The following is a 23,115-nucleotide window of genomic DNA, read 5'->3' on the forward strand; positions in this document are numbered from 1 at the left end:
CTCATTTGAATTGATAGAGGTAGCCGATCCTGACCGCCGGAATGTACCGCCTTCCGACGATCGGGCTGTCGGTAATACCGTTACCGAGACGCGATACGCCGAGGTCGAGGCTCACACTCTGATGGCGAGTGAACATGTAGTCGACCCGCGTGCCGATCGACGTGTCGTAGACCGCCTTGCCCGAATATTCGGGTCGGCCGGCGCGCACCTCGGATGGTCGCACGCCGTAATAATAGTTGACGTATTTGCTGCTCAACCAGTCGATGCCGGCATGCGGCTCGATGGACCAGTTGCCCAGATCGAAGGACTTGCTGAACGCAAGATTCGCCATCTGCCCCTTGTTGCCGCCCAGCAGGTAGTCGGCCGACAGCGTGCCGAATGCGGTTTTCCAGGCGAGTGCCGGTCCATACCAGAACGCACCGCCGCGATCCGCCATGCCGTTCAAGACGGCCGCATCGGACCCTTTGTATCCGTCGAAGATCGCGAATTTGCCGCGCAGGGCGACGGTCACGTCGTTCCACTTGCCGACCTTCAGGTCGACCGTCGTGCCAAACGCGTGCACCCATTTATCGTCGAAGGAGATCAGCGGAATCGGCGCTACCCGGCTGCCGTCGCCTCGGTAGGGCGACGACTCGATGCCGACGCCCGCGCCGAGGCCCCAGTGGGTCACGTTGGTCGCGTTGCTCAGGATGGTGAAGCCGTTGTCGTCCGCCTGGAGCGGCTCCGCGCCGACACCGTCCGCACAGGCCGCGCCCGAATACAGAACGATCGAGGTGAAAGCCACCAACAGTGGACGCTTGCGGCAAAGGGTTCTTTTCACGGTTGTTTCTCGAAGTAGAGGGGCAACGGAGCCGACTCTAGGAGCGATCGACTTACTCGTTACTTACTCACCGGGAAACAACGAATCGAGCGAGACACGGCGCAGGCGCCTCGCGGAAAACCGATGCCGACACCGAACGCGAACAGCGGCAATGCCCGCACGGTGATCGCCGCCGCCGTCATCACGACGGCGCTCGTGCTTCATGCAGACATCCGCGAGTACTTCCCCCGCGGTACCGGCCTGGGTTGAAGATTGCGGATCATGTCAGTGTCGGGTAAGCCATGCACGCTCAGCATGACGATCACGTCTATCCCGCGGAGAACCTGCGCATCATGAAATCCGGCACCGCAACGGCGCTGCGCACAAACATCGTGCTCTTCTCGGTTTCGACGAGCATGGCCAGCCTCCCCTGTCTGAGCGTCGGCCTGCTGTTCGGCGTGCCCGAAAGCGGTGCACCCACGTTGCTCTATCAGGGCGGCACCTTCACCCTGACGCTTCTGGTGATGATGCTGCTGCGGCGGTGGGCACTGCGAGCGTTCGATGCCGCCGTGGCGGAGCACAAGATCGACTTGAGCGAAAACCCCGGCGTCAACGTGCTGATCGCCGACGACTGCCGCCGTGCGTGGCTGGTCCAGTTGCACCTCGAGCTGCATGGCCGCCAATGCGGCGACTGATTTCGCCCGGCGAACCGGCGGCGACACCCGTTCATCCCGACGTGCAGGTCTCACGCCACGGAATGCGGTCCGAGGGGGGGCGAATCATTCAAGACACGGGAACCGTCGTGGAAACACACGGGCATTGTCTGCTCGTCGGATTGCCGCGGCATCCCGTGCTCGTCAGCGTGGTTGGCACACCGATCATCGATCTGCTCACCCGGCACGTGCTTGACAAGGCGATCGATCGCGCGATCAGGCTCGCCGCGACGACCGCGTACGAGACTGTCCGCGAAGTACCTACAGCCTGGCCGGCGGCTGCAGGATGGCACGCGGAATCAGCGCGATCAGCACGCAGCTGACCAGCAGGCAGGCGCCCAGCGCATAGGTGCCGTTGTTGATGTTGCCGGTCATTTCCTTGGCGATGCCGGTAATCATCGAGCCCGTGAAGCCGGACAGGTTGCCCACCGAGTTAATCAGCGCAATGCCCGCGGCCGCGGCCGTGCCGGACAGGATCTGGCCGGGAAAGGTCCAGTAGATCGGCATCAGCGCCAGAATGCCGCAGGTGGCGATGGTCAGGAACAGTATCGACAACGCCACGTGCTGCGCGCACGCCGCGCTCATGATCAGGCCGACGCCGCCGATCAGCGCGGGAATCGCCGCGTGCAGGCGGCGTTCGCCGGTCTTGCGCGAGTGCGATGCATTCCACACCATCGCGAAGATCGCCGTCAGATACGGAATGGCGGTAAGCAGACCGATATGCAGCGGGCTCTGCACGCCCGATGCGCGAATGATCGACGGCAGCCAGAACGCCAGTCCGTAGAAGCCGGTATTGAAGGTGAGCAGGATGAAGGTCAGCAGCCAGACGCGCGGGCTGCGCAGCGCGGCGCCGATGCTGTGCGACTTGTGCGCGGCCTCGGATTCGAGGTTGCGCGACAGCACGGCCTTTTCGTCGGCGGACAACCACTTCGCCGACTGCGGGCCATCGCCGAGGCAGGCCAGCACGATGAACGCCACCACGATCGACGGCAGCCCTTCCAGCAGCAGCATCCATTGCCAGCCGCTCATGCCCGCCAGGCCATGCGTCTGTTCCATCAGCCAGCCGGACACCACACTGCCGAGCGTCAGGCTCAGCGGGATCGCCACCAGAAAGCCGGACATGGCCACGCTCTGGCGGCGCGCCGGAAACCAGTAGTTCATGTACAGGATCACGCCGGGGAAAAAGCCGGCTTCGCACAGGCCCAGCAGGAAGCGCAACGTGTAGAACATCGTGGACGTCTGCACGTGGAAGAACTGCGCGAGCGGCACGATGAAGGCCATCGACGATGACACGATGCCCCAGGTAATCATGATCCGCGCAATCCAGAAGCGCGCGCCGTAGCGGTGCAGCAGCAGGTTGCTGGGTATCTCGAACAGAAAGTAGCCCCAGAAGAATATGCTGGCGCCGAACGCATAGACGCCATCGCTCAGGCTCAGGTCGTCGAGCATCTGCAGCTTGGCGAAGCCCACGTTGACGCGATCCAGGTACGCCACGACGTAGCACAGCAGCAGCAATGGCAGAACGCGCCGCATGACCTTGCGATACAGGGCGTCTTCCGAAGAGGCGGCCGCGGCCGGTGCGACAGCGGTCTGCGTAATGGACGGCATCGGTTTGTCTCCTGATTGTGTAGGTCTTCTTCGTACCTGCGAGTTCGATGATGCGTGGATGTTACCGATAACAATCCGTCGCAAAAAAAACGCCGACGCGGCAACGGGAACCATCGGCGATCTGATACCGGTAACATAACCAAGTTAGCATGTCGGGACAGGCGAGTTCAAGTGCTGGTGAACGGGGAGTTTCCCTAGTGGAACCACGGTCGCAACGGACGCCGGCGGCCTGCACGGTATTTCGCACCGGTATGATGTAGCCTTGACTGATTTCTCTCCCGGATCGCCATTCCGATGCCCAGCCCCACCGCCGTCCGGCCTGCCGGACCGCCCCGCATGTCCGACGTAGCGCGCCTGGCCGGCGTATCGAAGATGACGGTGTCGCGCGTGCTCGCCGGCCACAGCGTGGCTGCCGAAACGCGCGCGCGGGTCTGCAAGGCCATCGACCAGCTCGGCTACGTGGCCGACGCGGCCGCGGGTGCGCTGTCGTCGGGACGCTCGGCGTTCGTCGCGGTGCTCGTGCCGTCGCTGTCGAGTTCCAACTTCTCCGACACCGTGCGCGGCCTCACCGATGCGCTCGAACCGCATGGCCTGCAACTGCTGCTCGGCGACACCGACTACGACCTGGAACGTGAAGAACGGCTGGTGCGCTCCATGCTGCGTCACCAGCCGCGCTGCATCGCGCTGACCGGTGCGCAGCACACCGATGCGACGCGCCAGGTGCTGCAACGCTCGGCCATTCCCGTCGTCGAAATGTGGGACCTGCCCACGCATCCCATCGACACCGCCGTGGGCTTCTCCAACGTGCGGGCCGCGCGTGCGATGGTGCGGCATCTGGCGGAGCGCGGCTACCAGCGCATCGGTTTTCTCGGCGGCGCCAGCGAACTGGATCGCCGCGGCCTGGACCGGCTCAAGGGGTATCAGGCGGAGATCAAGGCGCTGGGACTCGGTGAGCCGCGCATCGTGCGGCTCGGCGAATCACCGATCACCATGAGCCACGGTGGGCCTGCGATGGCCGCCCTGCTGGAGACGTGGCCCGACACCGACGCGGTGATGTGCGTGAGCGACATGTCGGCGTTCGGTGCCATCATGGAATGCCATCGGCGCGGGCTGTCCGTGCCCGCGGACATGGCCGTGGCCGGCTTCGGGAACTTCGAGGTGGCCGCATGCTGCCACCCGAGCATTACCACGGTGTCGGTCGACGCGTACGGCATCGGCCTGCGCACGGGCGAAGCGTTGCTGGCCGCATTGCAAGCTCGCGATGGCGGCGAGCGGAGCGCGTCGCAACGCATCCGGATCGACTACACGATCGTCGCACGGGAAAGCGCGTAACTGGCCGAAAGCACAGGCTGGCCGGCTCGTGCGGGAACAGCTGCGTATCGAGGCGCGGCGGTAGTGCGACGTGCGAGACCGCATACACACCCTGCCGATCACGCGCACCTGCGCCGCATCGGAGAGCAGCCCTTGCGAGGATCGACGCGTATCGGCGCACGCGGTTCTCCGCCCCTGAAACCGGTGCCCGTGCGTCGCACGATCTCCATTGCCTGCACCATTCGCTCGAGAATCCCCTTACGCAACGCGAAAACCCCGTGCTAACATCGCCGTCATGTTACCGGTAACTATCCGGCACGCAAAACCAAGCAAATCCTTCGGAGACAGCCTGCCATGACCCAAGCCCCTCGCCGTCTGCGCAGCCAGGAGTGGTTCGACGACCCCGCGCATGCGGACATGACCGCGCTCTATGTCGAGCGCTTCATGAACTATGGGCTCACGCGCGAGGAGCTGCAGTCGGGACGTCCCGTCATCGGCATCGCGCAGACGGGCAGTGACCTGGCGCCGTGCAACCGCCACCACCTCGAGCTGGCCGAACGCACCAAGGCAGGCATCCGCGACGCGGGCGGCATTCCGATGGAGTTCCCCGTCCATCCGCTGGCCGAGCAGAGCCGCCGGCCCACCGCCGCGCTCGACCGCAACCTCGCCTACCTGGGGCTCGTGGAAGTGCTGCATGGCTTTCCGCTGGACGGCGTGGTCCTCACGACCGGATGCGACAAGACCACGCCCGCCTGCCTGATGGCGGCGGCCACCGTGGACATGCCCGCGATCGTCCTGTCGGGCGGACCGATGCTCGATGGCTGGCACGCAGGCAAGCGGGTCGGATCGGGCACCGTGATCTGGCACGCCCGCAATCTGCTGGCTGCCGGCGATATCGACTACGAAGGCTTCATGCAGCTGACCACCGCATCGTCGCCGTCGATCGGCCACTGCAATACCATGGGCACGGCGCTGTCGATGAATAGCCTGGCCGAGGCGCTCGGCATGTCGCTGCCGGGGTGTGCGAGCATCCCCGCCGCCTATCGCGAACGCGGTCAGATGGCTTACGCCACCGGCAAGCGCGCCGTCGAGCTCGTGCGCGAAGATCTGCGCCCGTCGCGGATCATGACGCGCGCGGCGTTCGAGAATGCCATCGTGGTCGCCTCCGCGCTCGGCGCATCGACCAACTGCCCGCCACATCTGATCGCGATTGCGCGGCACATGGGCGTGGAACTGAGCCTCGATGACTGGCAGCGCTTCGGCGAATCCGTGCCGCTGCTCGTCAACTGCATGCCGGCCGGCGAATACCTGGGGGAGAGCTTCCATCGCGCCGGCGGCGTGCCCGCCGTGCTGCGCCAGCTCGATTCGGCCGGTCTGCTGCGGCGCGACTGCCTGACCGTGTCCGGCCGCGCGATCGGCGAGATCGCCGACGCGGCGCAGGACGCCGATCGCGACGTGATCCGTACGCCCGAAGCGCCGCTCAAACACGGCGCCGGCTTCATGGTGCTGTCAGGCAATTTCTTCGACAGCGCCATCATGAAGATGTCGGTGATCGGCGAAGCCTTCCGTCAAACCTACCTTGCCGAGCCGGGCGCGGAGAACACCTTCGAGGCACGCGCGATCGTCTTCGACGGCCCCGAGGACTATCACGCCCGCATCAACGACCCGCAGCTGAACATCGACGAGCGCTGCATCCTGGTGATCCGGGGCTGCGGTACGGTCGGCTATCCGGGCAGTTCGGAAGTCGTGAACATGGCCCCGCCTGCCGACCTCGTGAAGCGCGGCGTGACGTCGCTGCCATGCCTGGGCGACGGACGCCAGAGCGGCACGTCGGCCAGCCCGTCGATCCTGAACGTGTCGCCGGAGGCTGCGGTCGGCGGTGGCCTGGCCCTGCTGCGCACGAACGACCGCGTCCGCGTGGATCTGAATCGCCGCAGCGTCGACGTGCTCGTCGACGAAGAGGAACTCGCACGCCGCCGCGAAACTGCCCGCTTCACCGTCCCGCAGGCGCAGACGCCCTGGCAGGAACTCTATCGCCGGTTCGTGGGCCAGTTGTCCACCGGCGGCTGCCTCGAACCGGCCACGCTGTACCTGAAGGTCATCGAGCAGCGCGGCAACCCGCGCCACTCCCACTGATCTCGTTGATCCCGCCGATCCAACCGTCCACGACTCCCACCGAGCTGACCATGCGTACACTTTCCGTTTCCGACTGCCTGCCGCACGACCTCGCACACGCGCTGCTGATCGGCCGCGTCTGGCGGCACGATGGCGCCCACGCGGGCCCGAGCGTCGTTGCCGTGCGCGGCGGCGAGATGTTCGACATCACGCGCACCGTGCCGACCACCGCGGACCTGTTCGACTGCCCCGACGCAGTCGCCATCGCGCGCGCGGCCCCCGGCGAATCGCTGGGCCGCGTCGAGCCGCTGCTGCAGGCGGCACTGGACGGCACGTCCGGCGCCACGCACCTGCTCGCACCGTGCGACGTGCAGGCCATCAAGGCTTGCGGCGTCACCTTCGCCGTCAGCCTGATCGAACGCGTCATCGAGGAACAAGCCGGCGGCGATCCGGCCAAGGCGCGGGACGTGCGCGACACCCTGACCGCGACCATCGGCACCGATCTGTCGAGGATCGTTCCCGGTTCGGAAGCCGCCATGCGCCTGAAGGCCGAACTCGAGCGCCGCGGCGCGTGGTCGCAATACATGGAAGTCGGAATCGGCCCGGACGCCGAGGTGTTCTCCAAATCGCAGCCGATGTCCGCGGTGGGCTTCGGCGCGGAGGTGGGCCTGCTGCCCGTGTCGGTGTGGAACAACCCGGAGCCCGAGATCGTGCTCGCGGTCAGCAGCGCCGGCGCGCCGGTCGGCGCCACGCTCGGCAACGACGTGAACCTGCGCGACATCGAAGGCCGCTCGGCGCTGTTGCTTGGCAAGTGCAAGGACAACAACGGCTCGTGCGCGATCGGCCCGTTCGTGCGGCTGTTCGACGACGGCTTCACGCTGGACAGCGTGCGGCAGGCCAGCGTGTCGCTGCGCGTCGAAGGCGCGGACGACGGTTTCGTCCTCGACGGCATCAGCCACATGCGCGAGATCAGCCGCGACCCCGCCGACCTCGTCGCGCAAACCTGCGGCGCGCATCACCAGTATCCGGACGGCTTCATGCTGTTCCTGGGCACGATGTTCTCGCCGATCCAGGACCGCGACGCGCCCGGCGGCGGGTTCACGCATCACCTGGGCGATCGCGTCACCATCTCGACGCCCACGCTCGGCGCACTCGTCAATACCGTACAGCTTTGCACGACGATTGCCCCCTGGACCTTCGGCGTGCGCGCCCTGTACGCCAATCTGGCCGCACGCGGCCTGCTCGGCGCCTGACGCAGCGAAACTCGACGGCGCGCGGCCGCGCGAAAGCGTACGCGAACCCGATCGACGGGCAGCAGGGCAACGGCAAGACCGCGGCCCCGCCACCTCGGTGCGCGGCGCCCGGTCGCGGTCGGCCCCGACAAGTCAGCACCGCGTCCCTACCGCCCCAGGACCCGCTCCACCAACCTCACGAAATAACTCGCCCCCACCGGCAGCAACGCATCGTTGAAATCGTAACTGGCGTTATGCAGCAGGCAAGGCCCGCCGCCGTGCCCATGCACGCGATGATCGCCCGCGCCATTCCCGAGGAATGCATAACAACCCGGCTTCTCGCGCAGCATGAACGAGAAATCCTCCGCCGCCATGGTCGGATCGACGGCGGCGTTCACATGCGCGTCGCCCACCAGTTCACGCATCACCGCCACCGCCACCGCCGTCTGCTCGGCATCGTTCACGGTAGCCGGATACTGGCGCTGGAAATCCACCTCGCTTTCGCAATCGAAGGCCGCGGCCGTCGCAGCCACCACGGCGCGCATGCGCGTTTCGATCAGGTCGAGCGTCGCATCGGAGAAGGTCCGCACCGTGCCGCCGAGCCAGGCGTCGGTCGGCACCACGTTCATCGCTTCGCCCGCATGCACCTGGGTGACCGACAGCACCGCGCCGTCGACCGGATTTCGGTTGCGCGTGACGATTCCCTGCAGCGCGCTCAGCACCTGCCCCGCCGCGAACACCGGATCGCGGCCCAGGTGCGGCATGGCCGCGTGGCAGCCGGCACCGCGCAAGTTGATCCGGAACAGGCTGGTCGAGGCCATCAGCGGCCCCGGCCGCACCGCGAAATCGCCCGCCGCGATGCCGGGCCAGTTGTGCAGCCCGAACACGGCATCCACCGGGAAACGCTCGAACAGGCCGTCCTCGATCATCGCGCGCGCGCCGCCGCCCGCCTCCTCGGCCGGCTGGAAAAACAGCTGCACGGTGCCGTCGAACTCGCCATGCCGCGCCAGATGGCGCGCGGCCCCCAGTAGCATGGCGGTGTGCCCGTCGTGGCCGCAGGCATGCATCGCGCCGGGCACCGTCGAACGATGCGCGAAGGTGTTGGCCTCCTGCACGGGCAGCGCATCCATGTCCGCGCGCAGGCCGATCGCGCGCGCGCTGCCGCCGCGCTTCAAGGTGCCGACCACGCCGGTGCGGCCGACACCGCGCGTGACGGCATAACCCCATTGCTCGAGCCGCTCGGCGACGAGTTCGGCGGTGCGGAACACGTCGTAGCCCACCTCGGGATGGGCATGGATGTCGCGGCGTATCGCCGTCAGTTCGTCGGTATGCGCGACGATGGAATCGATCAATTTCATGCAGATGGGTACGTGCTTGTCGGTCGTCGCGGCTTGGCGGCGGGCTGGTCCATGGCGCCCGCCGCCACGCCGCGAGGCATCAGATATGGAACAGCTGCGCCACCAGGGTCGCGCCGATGAAGGTGCCGGCATTCGCCACGAAGGACACCAGCACGATACGCCAGCCGAGCCGGCGGAAGGCCGGGATGTCCTTGGCGATCGACAGCCCCGCGAACACCAGCATCGGCGTGGTCACCCCGAGGAAATCGTTGTGCGAGCCGAGCGCGGCGATCTGCGAAGCCCACGGGCACCACGGCGAGGTCAGGAACATCGCCACCACCGATACCCAGCAGACGGCCGGAATCCGTCGCCCCGTCACGCGCGCCAGCGCATCGCCGACGATCGTCGCGCACACCATGATCGCCATTCCCGGCAGTCCCACCAGCGGTGTGGTGCCGTGCGCGATCCAGTCGCACACCAGCGCCATCGCGGCCGTCACGATCCAGGCGAGCAGCTTGCCGCCGTAGCCGAGCGCGGGCGCCTCGGTCCGCACTTCGCCCAGCGACGGGCTGGCCGCCTCGGGCTGTGCCGAAGCCTTGGTGGTGCGGCCGATCAGCGGCTCCAGCACGCGATAGCCCCAGACCGCGAGCGGCAGCGAGATGAACAGCGTGAAGTAGGTACCGATGGTGGTGGTGATCAGGTTGCTGGCCGCGGCGAAGGCGAGCACCGATTTCGCCGTCTCCGGGTCCTGCTGCGCGGCGATCGCGCCCGAGGCGGCCGCCATCATGCTGCCCGAGCCGACGCCCGAGCCCATCGCCAGCGCAAGCGGATCGAAGATGCCGAGGCTGCTCACGAAACCCGCGAACACGGCGATGAACACCGCACCGAACACGGTGCCGGTCAGGTACTCGGCCAGCACGCCGCGGCCCTCGGCCGAATCCATGCCGTACTTCTCGCCGATGATCGCCAGGCTCGGCTCGCGGCCCACCGAGAAGGTCGCGCCGATCGCTTCGCGCTTGATGCCGAGCAGCAATGCGAGCGGCAGGCCGAGCAGGATGGTGCCGACGAAGTGGCCGAATTCCTGGAAGGCCAGCGCCCATCCCGCCGAAGCCAGCTTGGGCAGCGCGCTGCCCACCATCAGCCCGAGCTTGGAGACGAACAGCAGCAGCGCCGGCTGCAGGATCGCGGCCGCGAAGAACTGGTCCGGCACGCTCAGGCGCGCGCTGCTGTTCCAGCGCGCACTGGCCAGCCCCACCGCGGCGCCGAGCAGCAGCGCCCAGATCATCGGCAGCAGCACGACCTTGCCCGGTCCGAGCTTGAACGTGAACGAGCCGATCCATTCGGCGATCAGCAGGATGCCGGCCGCATAAAGCAGGACCTTGGCGGTGGCCGCGCCGCCCAGCTCGCGGCGTTCGATACCCAGTGCGTGTTCCATGACGAATCTCCCCTTGAAGCCCGGCTGCCGTCGAATGCGGGCCGGTAGTTACAGATAACCGAACGCGGTGGGCGGCGCTTCGGCCGTCTCGACCCACACGCTCTTGGTCTGCGTGTATTCGTACAGCGCCTCGACCCCGCTCGAGCGGCCGTAGCCGCTCATGCCGTAGCCGCCGAACGGGGAGGCCACGTTGATGGTCTTGTAGCCGTTGACCCAGAAGGTGCCGGCATTCACCTGCGCGGCCACGCGATGCGCGCGCGCCACGTCGGTGGTCCAGGCCGCGCCGGCCAGGCCGAAGTCGGTGTCGTTGGCGATCGCGATCGCCTCGTCCTCGGTGTCGAACGGGATGGCGGCCACCACCGGCCCGAAGATCTCGGTGCGCGCCACCTCCATCGCGTTCGACACGCCGGCCAGCACGGTGGGCGCCACGAAGTAGCCGCCGCGACCCGCCTCGACGCGCTCGGCCGAGCCGCTGGCGAGCGTGGCGCCCGCCGCCACGCCGCGCGCGATCATCGACATCACATGGTCGTACTGCTTGCGATTGTTGATCGGGCCCACCTCGGTCGCGTCGTCGAGCGGCGCGCCGACGCGGATCTTCTTCGCGCCGGCAGCCACCATCGCAACGAATTCGTCGTAGACGGCGCGCTGCACCAGCAGGCGCGAGCCGGCCACGCAACTCTGGCCCGCGCCGGCGAATATCGCCGCCTGCGCGGTCAGCGCGGCGCGCTTGAGGTCGGCATCGGCGAACACGATATTGGCCGACTTGCCGCCCAGCTCCAGCACGCAGGGCAGCACACGGCGCGCGGCGGCCTCGGCAATGCGCGCGCCGGTGGCCGGCGAGCCGACGAACACCACCTTGCTCACCACGCGATGCGCGATCGCGGCCTGCCCGACGGTGTGACCGAAACCGGCCAGCACGTTGACCAGACCGCGCGGCAGCCCGGCCCGCTCGCCGAGCCGGGCAACCGCCAGCGAGGTGAAGGGCGTCAGTTCCGACGGCTTGAGCAGCACGCCATTGCCCATCGCCACCGCGGGCGCCACTTGCCAGCCGCAGGTGAACACCGGCGCGTTCCAGGGCGTGATCTGCAGCACGACACCGGCCGGCTCGCGGCGCGTGTAGTTGAGGTGCGAGGTCGGCACCGGGATCACGCTGCCGTAGAACTTGTCGGTCCAGCCCGCGTAGTACTCGAACATCTCGGCGACCTTCGCCACCTCGCCGCGGCAGTCGCGGATCGGCTTGCCCGAGCCCAGCGCCTCCAGCCGCGCGATCGCCTCGGCCTCGGCGCGGATCGCACGCGCCACCTCCTGCATCACGCGGCCGCGCGCGGCATGCGTGAGCGCCCACCATTCGCGCTGCGCGCGGCGCGCGCTTTCGGCGGCATGGTCGATCACGGCCGCGCCGGCGTCGCGATAGGCGAGCGTGGCCTCGCCCGTCGCCGCATCGTAAAGCTGGATCGTGTCGCCCTGGCCGGCGACGAGTTCGCCGTCGATATACGAGCCGATCGTGGCGGCACCGGGGAAGAAATGCGCGAAGGCGGCGAGCAACTGGTCTGCGTGCTGGGTCATGTCAGGTTTCCGTATAGGGGTCGAGCGGGATCGCGGCGCGGGCTACCCGGCCTCAGGCAGGGTCGACGAAGTCGACGATGCGGTTGAAGTCCTCGCCGTCGGCGACGGCCACCTCGCTGGCGGCCCACACACGCGCCGCCTCGCGCGCCACCGGCGCGACGCTGTCGAACTGGTCGAGCAGGCCCAGCGCGAGCCGCACGTCCTTGCGCATCAGCTTCATGGTGAAACCGGAATCGAACTTGCCGTTGAAGATCCAGGTCGGGTAGTTGGTCAGCGTCGCGCTGTTGCGGCCGGAGCCGCCGTTGAGCGCCTCGACCAGCTTTTCCGGATCGACGCCGGCCGCGCGCGCGGTGCGCACCGCCTCGCTGGCGGCCAGCAGGTGCACGCCGGTCAGCAGATTGTTGAGCAGCTTGGTGACGTGGCCGGCGCCCACCGGGCCCACATGCACGCGCTTCGCGCTGATCGCCGCGAGGATCGGCTCGATGGCCGCGATGTCGCTGTCCGAGCCGCCCAGCACCATGGTCATGGTGGCGGTGGCCGCGCCCTTCGGGCCGCCGCTCACCGGGCCGTCGACGAAGCCGATGCCGCGCTCGGCCAGGGCCGCCGCCACGCGCCGCGTGCTGTCCGGATCGGCCGTGGTGGTATCGATCACGATGCTGCCCGGCCTGGCGTTCTCGAGCACGCCGCCCGCGCCCAGCACCACCGCCTCGACCACCGCCGAGGTCGGCAGCGACAGCAGCAGCACGTCGGCATCGCGCGCGATCTCGGCCACCGAATCGCGCGCCGACAGCACCGCCTGCCCGGCCAGCGCGAGCGCCACGCCAGGCGCCGCGTCGTAGCCGAGCACCGTGTAGCCGCCGCGCCGCAGCGAACCCGCCATGCCGCGCCCCATGTTGCCCAGACCGATCACGCCCACCGTTTTCATCCGACGACTCCTGATAGCTGTTGGTTCGAGGCCGGCGCGCCAGCGTGCGCCCGCCTTGCATGGCCACGATGTTCGGTCCGGCGACCCGTATAATCAATCAACGCCAATATTGATATTGTTCTCTTTTTTAGAACACCTGGATCATGAGCGACACCCTTACCGACAGCCGGATCGTCTATTTCTACGAGGCCGTGCGCTGCGGCACGATCCGCGCCGCGGCCGACTGGCTCGACGTGGCGCCCTCGGCCGTGAGCCGCCAGATCGGGCTGCTGGAGAAGGAGCTCGACGCCACCCTGGTGGAGCGCCACGCGCGCGGCGTGACGCCCACCGAGGCGGGACGCTGCGTGATCGAGTATTTCCGCGAGCAGCTCGCGCACCGCGACGACCTGCTCTCGCGCCTGCAGGAACTGCGCGGCCTCAAGACCGGCGAGGTCAGCCTGGTGCTCGGCGAGGGCTTCGTCTCGGACCTGTTGGCCGGGCCGATGCAGCAGTTCTGCCGGCAGTTCCCCGGGATCCGCGTCAACCTCGACGTGGGCAGCACCAACGACGTGATCCGCAAGATCTCGAACGACGAGGGCGAGATCGGCCTGGTCTACAACCCACCCGCCGAGCCCAAGCTGGTGTCGCGCGCCTCGAAGCGGCAGCCGATGATGGCGATCGTCGGCCCCGACTTTCCGCGCCGCACCCACAAGGTACTGACGGTGCAGCAGCTCGCCACCTACCCGCTGGCGGCCACGCACCCGTCCTACGGCACGCGGCAGATGATGGAGGCCGTGGAGTACGCCGAGCGCGTGCGGCTCGGACCGGTCGTCACCACCAATTCCTTCGCAATCCTCAAGGAGTTCGTGAAATCGGGACTCGGCATCTCGGTGATGCCCGCCTTCGCGGTGGCGGCCGAGCTGCAAGCCAAGGAGCTGTTCGCGATCGAGATCGCGCATCCGATCCTCGAGAACGCCGAGGCGCATATGGTCACGCGCGTGGGCCGCAAGCTCTCCGTGGCCGCCAACAAGATGCTGCAGATGATGATGGGGCAGATGCGGGCGTTCCGCTAGTTGTGCAGCGTCACGAGGTTGTTTCTCGACGCAGGAAGTCCGGCCATCGGCGCAACGCCGCCGCGGTTACAGGACATACGCGTCCCCGTCCGATTCGATCGGCAACCTGTCGCCCAGGCAGTTCGCCCGCGCGCACGGTGCCAAGCAGCGGGTTTTTACCTCGGACTCCACGCCGGTTCGAACAAAAATAGGGGTACGTCATCCCGGCCTCAATCGGGCCGGGACTGAAAGGCAGCGACCTTGTTCCGGCCGGTTGCCTTCGCGTAGTACAGCGCCTCGTCCGCTGCCTTGATCACGGCGCCAGCCTCCCCTTCCTGCTCCGGTGTCCAGCTTGCCAGGCCAATACTGGCCGTGACGCGCCCGTATTCGCTGCCAGCATGCTCGAGCGCCAATTCATCGATGGCCGCACGAATGCGCTCGGCGATCTGCGCGGCGCCCGTTGGCGGCGTATCGGGCAACAGCACGACGAATTCTTCCCCACCGTAGCGAGCCGCGGTATCTGCCGGGCGGCGGATGTTGTCGCCGATGCAGCGGGCAACAGCCGCCAGCGCGTCGTCGCCCGCCTGATGGCCGTACGTGTCGTTGTACGCCTTGAAGCGGTCGACGTCGACAAACAGCAGGGAAAAAACGGAATGAGCGCGGCGGGCGCGGCGCCATTCGCGGTCCAGCACTTCCCCGAAGCTGCGCCGATTGTTCAAGCCAGTGAGCCCGTCCGTGCGTGCCAGGAGCACCAGTTCGGACTCCGCCCGCATACGACGCCGCAGTTGTGCACCGAGCATGATCGACACGACGATAAAAGCGACGCCGAACGTGGCCACCAGCGCGCCGATCGTTACCGCGCGGTGCCGCCAGCCTGCATAGATGTCCTGTTCCGCCTCCGCGACCATGATGATCAGCGGCAGCTTCGGCAGGCGCTTGAAATAATAGAGACGACGCACCCCGTCGATCGACGCCGTTTCGGAAAAAGAGCCCTCCGATGCCGTCTGGAAGCGCCGGAATGTCGCTGCCTTGCTGATGTCGCGGCCGATGAGGTGCACGTCGTACGGGTAACGCATCACCAATATGCCGTCTTTGCCGATCAGGGACATCGAGCCGTGCTGCCCGAGCGACAGCCCGGCAAACAGCTGCCGGAAGTACTCGAGGTTGATCGCAATCAGCGCGACGCCGCCAAACGAGCCGTCGGGGTTCGAGATTCGCCGCGACAGCACCATGCTGAGCAATCCGCCCCGCAACCGCGATGCGAATGGGTCACTGACGTAAAGCCCTGCATTGGGATTGTCGCGATGGACGGCGAAGTACTTGCGATCCGCAAAATTTCCCTGGCGCGGCACGTCGTTGGCGGAATCCAGGACGATGTTTCCGCCAGCGTCGAGCACCAGCATCGAGCCAAGAAATTGCGCAGTCATCGCATGATCGAACAGCACGGCGCGGCGCAGGCTCGCGGAAGAATTCATCACGTCCGTGCGCTGCAGACCGTGAAGCACCGCCTGCAACGAAAGGTCGTAGAGTTCGACGTTGCGCTCGATGTCGCGTTCGGCCATCAGGCCCAGATTGCGGGAGGTTTCGCGGGCCCGGTCGAGTGCATCATTACGGCTCTGCAACAACTGCAGCACGCACAGGCCCATCAACGCGCAGGCGATCACGATACCAATAACGACGACAGTATAGGGAGCAGTCGACCTGGATTGCATTGAGGCCCTCGGAAGTGGTTTGGGCGCACGTGCGGGCGCGTTTCCCTCATAGTAAAAAACGGATGGGGGCACATCAAGCCCGCGATGACCCGGGTGGATCGCCTTTTTCGACGGGAGCGCGACGGACACTCGTCAGGCGCGCACCGCGGTGCACGCCCGCGGCGTTTACACTGTCCGACTTCCGATTCCACACGACGCAAGGAGACCGGCATGCTGACGGTATGGGGACGACGCAACGCGTTCAACGTCCAGAAGGTGATGTGGCTCGTCGACGAACTCGCGCTCGCGCATCGGCACGTGCCGGCCGGCGGCCGGTTCGGCGTGCTCGACACGCCCCAGTTTCTCGCGATGAATCCGCATGGACGCGTGCCGTTGATCGACGACGAAGGGTCCGTCGTATGGGAATCGCACAGCATCCTGCGCTACCTCGCCGCGCGTTACGGGCGCCCCGGCTTCTGGCACGACGACCCGGCCGAACAGTCGCGCGCCGACCGCTGGATGGACTGGGCGCAGACGACGCTGCAGCCCACGTTCCTCAACGGCGTGTTCCGCGGCTACTTCCGGACGCCGCCCGAACAGCGCGACACCGCGCGCGTCGAGCAGAGCATCGCGCAATGCGCGCAGTATTTCCGGCTGCTCGACGCGGTGCTGGCCGGGCAGCCGTTTCTCGCCGGCGACACGATCACGCTCGCCGACATCGCGGCGGGCACGCATCTGTATCGCTACTTCGAACTCGACATCGCGCGGCCGGACATCCCGCACGTGCAAGCGTGGTACGAACGCCTGAAGGCGCGGCCCGCGTATCGCACGCACGTGATGATTCCGTTCGACGACCTGCGCGGGAAACTCGACTGACCGGGTACCGCACCAGCGGTAAAACGGCTTGTTGGAAGGTTGTAAGCACAACGGCGTAGGGTACGGATCTGTACGCCCGCCGGATGCGCACGTGTCGTCGCGACAACGATCGTCGTCAGGCGGGTCATGACGGACCAACCACGCAGGCGAGGCGATGAGCGCTCACGACGTTCCGGTCAACCTGGCGTTTCAGCAAGACGGGGCAGTTGCCGTGCATCGAAATGCCGGCCTCGACGCACTGCGGGCCTGCCTGACGTTGCTGGTGGTCTTTCACCACTGCGCGATCACGTACGGCGCACTCGGCGGGTGGTACTACCACGAAGTGGCCGCCGGGCCGTCGGTCGAATCCGCGCTGTTGACGCTCTTCTGCGCGATCAACCAGGCATTTTTCATGGGCCTGTTCTTCTTCCTGGCGGGCTATTACACGCCGCCGTCGATCGCGCGCAAGGGCACCGTCCGTTTCCTGGCCGACCGGTTTCTCCGGCTCGGGCTGCCGTTGCTGATATACGGCGTCCTGATCGGCCCCGTAACGATCGCCCTCGCACAGTCTGGCGCGGGCCACCCGTTCGCGAAGACGCTGGAACATCTGTGGCGAACCGGCACGTTCGAGAACGGACCGATGTGGTTCGCCGAGGCGTTGCTGATTTTCAGCGTGGCGGCGGCCCTGCTGTACCCCCCCTTCCCGCGCGCTGTCGCACACGATATGAACCGCTCCGCCCGCGGCCCTTCCGACAGGACGCTGGCCATCGCAGCGTGGTTCACGGGTATCGCGGCACTGGCGCTGCGGTCCCGGTGGCCGATAGGTACCAACGTATGGGGACTGCAACTCGGCTACTTCGCGAGCTACGTCGTGTTGTACGCGGCCGGTTGCCGGGCAGCGCGCGTGCACTGGATCGCGCATCTGCCGGCACGGCAGGTCCGGCTGTGGTCGCGCATCGCGCTGCTGGCGCTGCCCGTGCTGCCGCTCGCCTACCTGCTCGCGAAACACGTTCCCGCGTGGCGCGGCCGCCCTCAGGCGGTGATCTACGCGTTCTGGGAACCGCTGGTCGCATGGGGGGCGATCCTGTTTCTCGTCGACCGCTTTCAGCGGTGCTTCGACCGGCTGACGGGCGCATGGCGGCCACTGTCGCGACGCGCGTATGCCATCTACATCATCCATCCGCCCGTGCTGGTCGGTGTCGCCCTCGCGTGGCGGCACGTGCCCGCGAACCCGTTCCTGAAATTCACCGTGACCGGCAGCGTCGCCTGCGTCGCGTGCTACCTGGTTGCCGGTCTCCTGCTTCGCGTGCCCCGGTTCGCGTCGATCCTGTAAGCGCCTCGGTCGTCTCGCGCGGAGCGGAATACCGCACCGCGCTCCCGGCTACTACACTGATTTCAGGGTTGTCCGCGTCGCTTCGTCGATCGATACCGGCTGTCCCGCACGGGAGCACGAACATGGCACATCTGCGGTGGTCGCAGCACAGGATGGCTACTGTCTGGGTACTGGCGTCGCTGATGCTTGCGACTCCGCACATGGCGCTGGCCAGTGACGAATCGGACGCCAGCGTCGGCAAGAGCGCGTCCGAACCGCAACCGAAGGTCACCTGGGCTGACCGCATTCGCGCAGCAGACGTGCACGAGCACGAACCGATCGTCCTGATCGTGCACGCGGCAAAGGATTGCGTTTATTGCCAGCGGTGGGCAGGTTCATTGGGCGGAAAAGGCGAATTCGAATCCTGGGCCAACGCGCACCCGGACGTGCATCTTTTCATCGTGGAACGCGATACCATTGCGTCCGCCGAAACGGTCGACGACTATCCGCCGATCGTCCGATGGTTGTTCGAGCGGCGACAGCGCCTCGAAAAATTGTCGCCACCGACGCCCACGTTCGAAATTTTCGTCAAACGGAAAATACTGTGGCAGTCGTACGGCCTTGGTTCATGGGACCGCAGCGTCTTTCCGGCACTGAAGGACCTGGACAGTCGCCGCACACCGTCCAGGGTCGAATAGGCATCGCGACACCGGTCAATCGCCGTCTAATGTCGTCGCATGCCGCCCGATCCGCGAGTCGCACCGACCGGAAACGAGCCATGGCGGAACCCCGCGCCCATCGGGGCGCCGAAGCGGCGATGCTCGATCGGATTGAAGTGATCGACGTGATCGAAGTGGTGGAAACGCCGGAAACGATCGACGAAGATGAAGCTCACGCCCGCTCCGACGAACAGCGGCGGCCCCCAGTACCACGGATCGGCATAGGGGTAGGCCGCCGCCGGATACCACAGCACGCTGCCGTCGGGGCTTTGCACGATCTGCCACGTACCGTCGCCTTGCAGGCACGCGCGCCCCACGATCTGCTGCCGCGTGCCGTCGATGTCCGCCTGCGCGACGATCGCACGGCAGTTCGCGCCGTTCTCCGCCGGATCGTCAGCCATTTGCGCGAAGACGGACGCGGCAAGGCCGAGACAGACGATGCCTGTCGCGGATCGAAACAGGTTGCACATGATCGGCTCCTACGTTGCCCCCGACCATTTGATCCCGAGCGTCGCCAACGACGCCCGACACACCGTTTTGCTTGCGCACGATTCGTCGCGCGGCGATCACCGCTCGCCGCTACTTCGCTTCGCACCGCGGTCTCCTGACGGCTAAACGACACGGCGCGCCAGGTTATTCCAGGGGTCGGGATACGGATGACGGGGGCAGGCACCCTCGGCAATCGATGCCGGGGTCAGCGACCCGTCTCGCGCCGGGCGACGCAGTAGACTGCCGCAGCCGTGACCCCGAATACCAGATGAGCGATCAGCGTGATCGCGCCGCGAACCGGAATGAACCACGGGAAGATTGCCGTGAAGGCGTACAGGTTGACGCCGTACAGGACGAGGCCGAATGCGCCGCCGGCAAGCGGCGTGGCGCGAAGCGACAAGCCGTAGGCCAGCCGTGCCAGCACGGCCGCATAGACCAGCGAAAGCGCCGCATGCACGAGCGTCGCCACGCCCATGACCAGCGGATCGAAGCCGCCGGACGAACCGAGCACGCTGCACCCCATCACGATCGCGGCCGTGAGGCGTGCGTCGCGCAACAGATTCCGGACGGCATCGTCACCGGCAATTGCCCACAGCAGCAACTCGATGACGGTCGATCCGACGGCCGCGCCGAAGGCTGCCCAGAGAATCGGGACCGGACTGATTTGCTTCAATGGTCGTCCACCATGGCAAGCGGCGGATGCGTCGCGCCGCCGTGCAACCTTACAGCGCGCGGTCGCAATCCGACCAGTATGCAAACGGGTCGCGATGTTTCGGATAGTGCTCGTCGAGCCACTTCAGCAACGTCGCGCGGGCGTTGTCCATGTCGGCCTTCAGCGACGACGTCGTCAGTTCGTGCACCTCGACGGACTTTTCGCGGTCGATCACGAAGCAGTTCCAGTCGGGACCGTCCAGATCCGGATCGTCGGACGCCTTCGACGACTTGCTCCAGCCGAAACGCTTGCGTGCATCGATGTAGTAGCGCGGGTGCACCTTCAGATACGACATCTCGCCGCCCTGCAGGCTGCTCTCGGCGCGCAGCACGTCGTGTTCGTCGACGATCTGCGTGACTTCCGGAAGGCGGCGCGAGCGCCATCCGGCCGGCAGCGTCGCCACGGCCCGGATGCTGTCGTACGTCCCCCATTCCAGCCCCCACGCTTCGGCCATGCGCTTCATGAACGCGTCGGCGCTCGGATAGCCGCGCAGCTGGATTCGGGTCGACAGCGTGACTTCGACGCGGCCACGGCCGCCGGATGCACTGGACACCTCGTCGTCCGCCGCCTCGAACGGATTGCCGGGGCGCGGCGAAGTACGCGTCGCGTCCGCGGGCGCCATGCCCGAAAACAGCTGGTCCAGCGCCGCACGCGCTTTCGACGACTTGTCTGGTCTATTCATCGGTTCCCTTTTCAACAGATTTGAACCCGTACTGCAATGATTGAAGAGTGGCCCGCCACCGGCCGAAGGCACGATTCTGCCTCACCGTGGCGATCTCACCGTATTCCGCGGCTGCATTGTAACGATCTGGCGACGACGGTCGAGCTGGCAGAAATGGCACCGCACGGTCGATCGCATCCACGGCAAGGCGCGTGCCTACCCCAACGCCTTCACCATCCGCTCCATCAACGCCAGCACCTCCGGCCGACTCTCGCCCTTCGCATGCACGAAGTGATACCTGAGCTGCGAATCGACTTCATGCCGGCTGACGCGAACAAGCGCGCTGCGCGTCAGGTACGTATCCGCGAGCGGGGTCCGCGCCAGCGCCACGCCGAGGCCCGCTTCGGCCGCCGCGAGGACGAGGTTGTAATCCTCGAACCGGCGATCCTGCACCCGCGGCTTGAACGGAATGCCCAGCCCGTCGAACCAGGTGCGCCAGCCCGTCACGTCGGAATCGTGCAGCAACGGCATGTCGAGCAGCGCGGCGTCCCCCGCCCGGCGGCGCGCCTTCGCCAGCTGCTCGGCAAGCCGCGGATGCGCCACCGGGTACAGCCGTTCCGGCATGAACGCACGGGTTTCGAGCTGACGCCAGTTGCCGCGCCCGTACCGAATCGACAGATCGGCTTCACCGCCGGCGATATCGACGTTGCGCAGTTCGATGCCGAGCTCGATACGCAGCGCGGGGGCTTCGCTTTCGAGCGCATGCTGCCGCTCGAACAGCCAGAGCTGCGCGAACGCCGGCACGACGCTCATCCGGACCAGCCGCGGCGTACGCGGCGAGCGCCATTGATCGGCCGCGCCGTCGATGATCGCGAACGCCTGCTCGATCCGGCCGACGAAGCGCTGCCCGTCCGGCGTCAGGCGCACGCCGCGCGCATGCCGCTCGAACAGCGCCATCCCGAGCCAGTTTTCGACGGCGGCCACCCGCCGGCTGATCGCACCGTGCGTGACGCCGGAAACATCGGCGGCCGCGAGAAACGAACCCTCGCGGGCCACCGTGCAGACGGTCTCCAGGCTCGCGAGCGGCGGCCGCGGGCCGGGCGCCGACGCGGCAACCGGCAGCACGTCCACGACCGGACGCGCACGCGCCAGATCGTCAGCCCGACGCGAACCCGAGCTGTGAACCATATTCATATCCGCGTGTTGATCTGTGCGCTAGCTTAACATCTCGCGACGCCGCACCATGGCTGCATGAATACCCTTTCCTCATCGACGTCGCGCGGCACGCGACAACCGCTCGTCGCGGCAGGCGCGGTCGCGTTCACGATCGTCTCGTGGGCATCCGCATTCCCGTTCATCCGGATCGGCCTGCACGGCCTCGCACCGCTGCAGCTCGCGTCGGCACGTTTCGCGACCGCGGCGCTGCTGGTGATCGCGTGGCTCGCGTGGCGGCGGCCGCCGCTGCCGGCGAAAGGCGACGCATTGCGCTTCGTCGCGTGCGGTTTTCTCGGCATCGCGCTGTACAACGCGCTGCTCAATACCGGCGAGCAGACCGTGTCGGCCGGCGCGGCGAGTTTCATCGTGAATACGCTGCCGATCTTCACCGCGCTGCTGGCCGCCGTGTTTCTGCGCGAGCGCTTCAACCGCTGGGGATGGCTCGGTTCGCTGGTCAGCCTCGCCGGCATCGCGGTGATCGCGCAAGGGCAGCCGGGCGGCCTCGTGCTCGGCTCGGGCAGCACGCTGATCCTCGGCGCGGCGCTGTGTTCCGCCAGCTATTTCGTGTTGCAGCGGCGGCTGATTCCCGTGTACGGCGCACTGGCCTGCACGGCATACACGCTGCTGGCCGGCGCGGTGCTGCTCACGCCCTGGCTGCCCGGCGCGCTCGGGTCGCTCGCCGGCGGGTCCCGCGACACGGCGCTGGCCGTCGTGGTGCTCGGCGTGTTCCCCGCCGCGCTGGGGTATGCGACCTGGACCTTCGCACTCGGCTACTTCGGCGCGGCCCGCGCGGCCAACTTCCTCTACCTGACGCCGGCGGTCGCGACGCTGCTGTCGATGGTACTGACGGGCGAGCGGCCCGGCATCGCGACGGCCTGCGGCGGCCTGCTGGCCATCGCAGGCGTGGTCTTCGTCGCACTGCGCGGGCGTTCGTAGATCGCCACCGCTTCGGTTGGCCGTGCCGGCCCGTCGATGCGGCAGCAGGCGGACCGAAACGCACCCCAGCTTCTGCGAAGCGGAATGGATCGTCCCGGGCAGGTGGTCGACACCCATTCGCCGACACAGGCGGGCTTGACCGTTAGTTGCATTAAGACGAACACCACCGTTGATGAAAGCCAGCCGACGAAACCGGATAGGCGATCGCAAGTGCCCAAACTGTGCAGACAAATCGACCGAACAGTTCCGGATTGACCGCGCGTCAGTGTCCATGGCTTCGCCCCGTCGCCCGGCCGAATAATGGATGCATCCGTAAGGACATCGACAGCGAACCGCAGCCGGTGGCCCGCCGCAGCGCACGATTTCCGGCATCCGGAGGCTTCGACATCCGGGCGTCCGCCCTTGCCGCGCGAGCCGCTACGCGATTCGCCGCGGCGCGCAAAATCGCCTTCG

21 protein-coding genes are annotated in these 23,115 nt (G+C 67.0%); 10 read left to right on the forward strand and 11 right to left on the reverse strand.

Translation table 11 applies throughout. The features are described from left to right. Position 1: 1 nt before the first annotated feature. Positions 2-820, reverse strand: a complete 819-nt coding sequence (locus HWX00_RS13965) for a MipA/OmpV family protein (RefSeq protein ID WP_175026876.1) — start codon at positions 818-820, stop codon at positions 2-4. Positions 821-943: 123 nt separating this feature from the next. On the opposite strand from HWX00_RS13965, the gene HWX00_RS37155 reads away from it, so the two are divergent. Both HWX00_RS37155 and HWX00_RS13970 read left to right on the forward strand, forming a co-directional pair. After that, on the forward strand, positions 944-1,069 hold the full coding sequence (locus HWX00_RS37155) for a hypothetical protein (protein ID WP_264166262.1): 126 nt from the start codon (positions 944-946) through the stop codon (positions 1,067-1,069). 32 nt (positions 1,070-1,101) lie between these two features. After that, positions 1,102-1,494, forward strand: coding sequence for a hypothetical protein (locus HWX00_RS13970; protein ID WP_175026877.1), 393 nt, complete (start codon positions 1,102-1,104; stop codon positions 1,492-1,494). 279 nt (positions 1,495-1,773) lie between these two features. Here the strand turns inward: HWX00_RS13970 and HWX00_RS13975 are convergent, their stop codons facing one another. Further along, positions 1,774-3,120 carry an MFS transporter gene (locus HWX00_RS13975; RefSeq protein ID WP_049028750.1) on the reverse strand — a complete coding sequence of 449 codons (1,347 nt, stop codon included), beginning with the start codon at positions 3,118-3,120 and terminating at the stop codon, positions 1,774-1,776. Positions 3,121-3,414: 294 nt separating this feature from the next. On the opposite strand from HWX00_RS13975, the gene HWX00_RS13980 reads away from it, so the two are divergent. The 3 genes from HWX00_RS13980 to HWX00_RS13990 all read left to right on the forward strand — a co-directional run bounded on the left by HWX00_RS13980 (position 3,415) and on the right by HWX00_RS13990 (position 7,799). Further along, on the forward strand, positions 3,415-4,452 hold the full coding sequence (locus tag HWX00_RS13980) for a LacI family DNA-binding transcriptional regulator (protein ID WP_175026878.1): 1,038 nt from the start codon (positions 3,415-3,417) through the stop codon (positions 4,450-4,452). A 333-nt stretch (positions 4,453-4,785) separates the two neighbouring features. Then, positions 4,786-6,567 carry an IlvD/Edd family dehydratase gene (locus HWX00_RS13985; RefSeq protein ID WP_034191987.1) on the forward strand — a complete coding sequence of 594 codons (1,782 nt, stop codon included), beginning with the start codon at positions 4,786-4,788 and terminating at the stop codon, positions 6,565-6,567. A gap of 50 nt (positions 6,568-6,617) precedes the next feature. Further along, positions 6,618-7,799, forward strand: a complete 1,182-nt coding sequence (locus tag HWX00_RS13990) for a fumarylacetoacetate hydrolase family protein (RefSeq protein WP_175026879.1) — start codon at positions 6,618-6,620, stop codon at positions 7,797-7,799. Between the two features lie 146 nt (positions 7,800-7,945). Here the strand turns inward: HWX00_RS13990 and HWX00_RS13995 are convergent, their stop codons facing one another. The 4 genes from HWX00_RS13995 to HWX00_RS14010 all read right to left on the reverse strand — a co-directional run bounded on the left by HWX00_RS13995 (position 7,946) and on the right by HWX00_RS14010 (position 13,056). Continuing rightward, positions 7,946-9,136 carry a M20 aminoacylase family protein gene (locus tag HWX00_RS13995; RefSeq protein ID WP_034191989.1) on the reverse strand — a complete coding sequence of 397 codons (1,191 nt, stop codon included), beginning with the start codon at positions 9,134-9,136 and terminating at the stop codon, positions 7,946-7,948. 79 nt (positions 9,137-9,215) lie between these two features. After that, positions 9,216-10,550, reverse strand: a complete 1,335-nt coding sequence (locus tag HWX00_RS14000) for a DUF3100 domain-containing protein (protein ID WP_034191990.1) — start codon at positions 10,548-10,550, stop codon at positions 9,216-9,218. Positions 10,551-10,598: 48 nt separating this feature from the next. Next, positions 10,599-12,116, reverse strand: a complete 1,518-nt coding sequence (locus tag HWX00_RS14005) for an aldehyde dehydrogenase family protein (RefSeq protein ID WP_059562269.1) — start codon at positions 12,114-12,116, stop codon at positions 10,599-10,601. A gap of 52 nt (positions 12,117-12,168) precedes the next feature. After that, positions 12,169-13,056 (reverse strand): NAD(P)-dependent oxidoreductase, encoded by an 888-nt coding sequence (locus HWX00_RS14010; protein ID WP_226103838.1) that lies wholly within the window; start codon positions 13,054-13,056, stop codon positions 12,169-12,171. A gap of 128 nt (positions 13,057-13,184) precedes the next feature. Here HWX00_RS14010 and HWX00_RS14015 point away from each other — a divergent pair, with 128 nt between their 5' ends. Beyond that, positions 13,185-14,093, forward strand: a complete 909-nt coding sequence (locus tag HWX00_RS14015) for a LysR family transcriptional regulator (protein WP_034191993.1) — start codon at positions 13,185-13,187, stop codon at positions 14,091-14,093. Positions 14,094-14,302: 209 nt separating this feature from the next. Here HWX00_RS14015 and HWX00_RS14020 read toward each other — a convergent pair whose 3' ends face one another. Continuing rightward, the gene (locus HWX00_RS14020) at positions 14,303-15,784 is read right to left on the reverse strand and encodes a sensor domain-containing diguanylate cyclase (protein ID WP_175026880.1); all 1,482 of its coding nucleotides are present in this window, start codon (positions 15,782-15,784) and stop codon (positions 14,303-14,305) included. Between the two features lie 210 nt (positions 15,785-15,994). Between HWX00_RS14020 and HWX00_RS14025 the strand changes: the two genes are divergently transcribed. From HWX00_RS14025 to HWX00_RS14035, 3 genes are all read left to right on the forward strand, one after another. Further along, positions 15,995-16,639 carry a glutathione S-transferase family protein gene (locus HWX00_RS14025; protein ID WP_124610182.1) on the forward strand — a complete coding sequence of 215 codons (645 nt, stop codon included), beginning with the start codon at positions 15,995-15,997 and terminating at the stop codon, positions 16,637-16,639. A 154-nt stretch (positions 16,640-16,793) separates the two neighbouring features. Continuing rightward, positions 16,794-17,951 carry an acyltransferase family protein gene (locus tag HWX00_RS14030; RefSeq protein WP_049035414.1) on the forward strand — a complete coding sequence of 386 codons (1,158 nt, stop codon included), beginning with the start codon at positions 16,794-16,796 and terminating at the stop codon, positions 17,949-17,951. Positions 17,952-18,103: 152 nt separating this feature from the next. Next, positions 18,104-18,628, forward strand: a complete 525-nt coding sequence (locus tag HWX00_RS14035) for a hypothetical protein (RefSeq protein ID WP_175026881.1) — start codon at positions 18,104-18,106, stop codon at positions 18,626-18,628. 26 nt (positions 18,629-18,654) lie between these two features. Here HWX00_RS14035 and HWX00_RS14040 read toward each other — a convergent pair whose 3' ends face one another. The 4 genes from HWX00_RS14040 to HWX00_RS14055 all read right to left on the reverse strand — a co-directional run bounded on the left by HWX00_RS14040 (position 18,655) and on the right by HWX00_RS14055 (position 21,705). After that, the gene (locus HWX00_RS14040) at positions 18,655-19,119 is read right to left on the reverse strand and encodes a hypothetical protein (RefSeq protein WP_175026882.1); all 465 of its coding nucleotides are present in this window, start codon (positions 19,117-19,119) and stop codon (positions 18,655-18,657) included. 224 nt (positions 19,120-19,343) lie between these two features. Beyond that, on the reverse strand, positions 19,344-19,811 hold the full coding sequence (locus tag HWX00_RS14045) for a sodium:proline symporter (protein WP_175026883.1): 468 nt from the start codon (positions 19,809-19,811) through the stop codon (positions 19,344-19,346). 49 nt (positions 19,812-19,860) lie between these two features. Next, entirely contained in the window at positions 19,861-20,532 is a 672-nt protein-coding gene (locus tag HWX00_RS14050; RefSeq protein WP_034192000.1) for a hypothetical protein, read from the reverse strand. A 195-nt stretch (positions 20,533-20,727) separates the two neighbouring features. After that, positions 20,728-21,705: a LysR substrate-binding domain-containing protein gene (locus tag HWX00_RS14055; protein ID WP_175026884.1), complete on the reverse strand. Its 978-nt coding sequence runs from the start codon at positions 21,703-21,705 to the stop codon at positions 20,728-20,730. 57 nt (positions 21,706-21,762) lie between these two features. Between HWX00_RS14055 and HWX00_RS14060 the strand changes: the two genes are divergently transcribed. Beyond that, positions 21,763-22,662, forward strand: coding sequence for a DMT family transporter (locus tag HWX00_RS14060; protein ID WP_175026885.1), 900 nt, complete (start codon positions 21,763-21,765; stop codon positions 22,660-22,662). Positions 22,663-23,115 lie beyond the last annotated feature (453 nt).

The organism is Burkholderia seminalis DSM 23518, assembly GCF_902832885.1.
GTDB classification, from domain to species: Bacteria; Pseudomonadota; Gammaproteobacteria; order Burkholderiales; family Burkholderiaceae; genus Burkholderia; species Burkholderia seminalis.

Bases quoted from the DNA above. Each gene is read 5' to 3' on its own strand.
- HWX00_RS13975 (WP_049028750.1), bottom strand. From the start codon at position 3,120: ATGCCGTCCATTACGCAGACCGCTGTCGCACCGGCCGCGGCCGCCTCT.
- HWX00_RS14050 (WP_034192000.1), bottom strand. From the start codon at position 20,532: ATGAATAGACCAGACAAGTCGTCGAAAGCGCGTGCGGCGCTGGACCAG.
- HWX00_RS14040 (WP_175026882.1), bottom strand. From the start codon at position 19,119: ATGTGCAACCTGTTTCGATCCGCGACAGGCATCGTCTGTCTCGGCCTT.
- HWX00_RS14005 (WP_059562269.1), bottom strand. From the start codon at position 12,116: ATGACCCAGCACGCAGACCAGTTGCTCGCCGCCTTCGCGCATTTCTTC.
- HWX00_RS13995 (WP_034191989.1), bottom strand. From the start codon at position 9,136: ATGAAATTGATCGATTCCATCGTCGCGCATACCGACGAACTGACGGCG.
- HWX00_RS14020 (WP_175026880.1), bottom strand. From the start codon at position 15,784: ATGCAATCCAGGTCGACTGCTCCCTATACTGTCGTCGTTATTGGTATC.
- HWX00_RS14000 (WP_034191990.1), bottom strand. From the start codon at position 10,550: ATGGAACACGCACTGGGTATCGAACGCCGCGAGCTGGGCGGCGCGGCC.
- HWX00_RS37155 (WP_264166262.1), top strand. From the start codon at position 944: ATGCCGACACCGAACGCGAACAGCGGCAATGCCCGCACGGTGATCGCC.
- HWX00_RS14025 (WP_124610182.1), top strand. From the start codon at position 15,995: ATGCTGACGGTATGGGGACGACGCAACGCGTTCAACGTCCAGAAGGTG.
- HWX00_RS13985 (WP_034191987.1), top strand. From the start codon at position 4,786: ATGACCCAAGCCCCTCGCCGTCTGCGCAGCCAGGAGTGGTTCGACGAC.
- HWX00_RS14030 (WP_049035414.1), top strand. From the start codon at position 16,794: ATGAGCGCTCACGACGTTCCGGTCAACCTGGCGTTTCAGCAAGACGGG.
- HWX00_RS14035 (WP_175026881.1), top strand. From the start codon at position 18,104: ATGGCTACTGTCTGGGTACTGGCGTCGCTGATGCTTGCGACTCCGCAC.
- HWX00_RS14060 (WP_175026885.1), top strand. From the start codon at position 21,763: ATGAATACCCTTTCCTCATCGACGTCGCGCGGCACGCGACAACCGCTC.
- HWX00_RS13980 (WP_175026878.1), top strand. From the start codon at position 3,415: ATGCCCAGCCCCACCGCCGTCCGGCCTGCCGGACCGCCCCGCATGTCC.
- HWX00_RS13970 (WP_175026877.1), top strand. From the start codon at position 1,102: ATGCACGCTCAGCATGACGATCACGTCTATCCCGCGGAGAACCTGCGC.
- HWX00_RS14055 (WP_175026884.1), bottom strand. From the start codon at position 21,705: ATGAATATGGTTCACAGCTCGGGTTCGCGTCGGGCTGACGATCTGGCG.
- HWX00_RS14015 (WP_034191993.1), top strand. From the start codon at position 13,185: ATGAGCGACACCCTTACCGACAGCCGGATCGTCTATTTCTACGAGGCC.
- HWX00_RS13990 (WP_175026879.1), top strand. From the start codon at position 6,618: ATGCGTACACTTTCCGTTTCCGACTGCCTGCCGCACGACCTCGCACAC.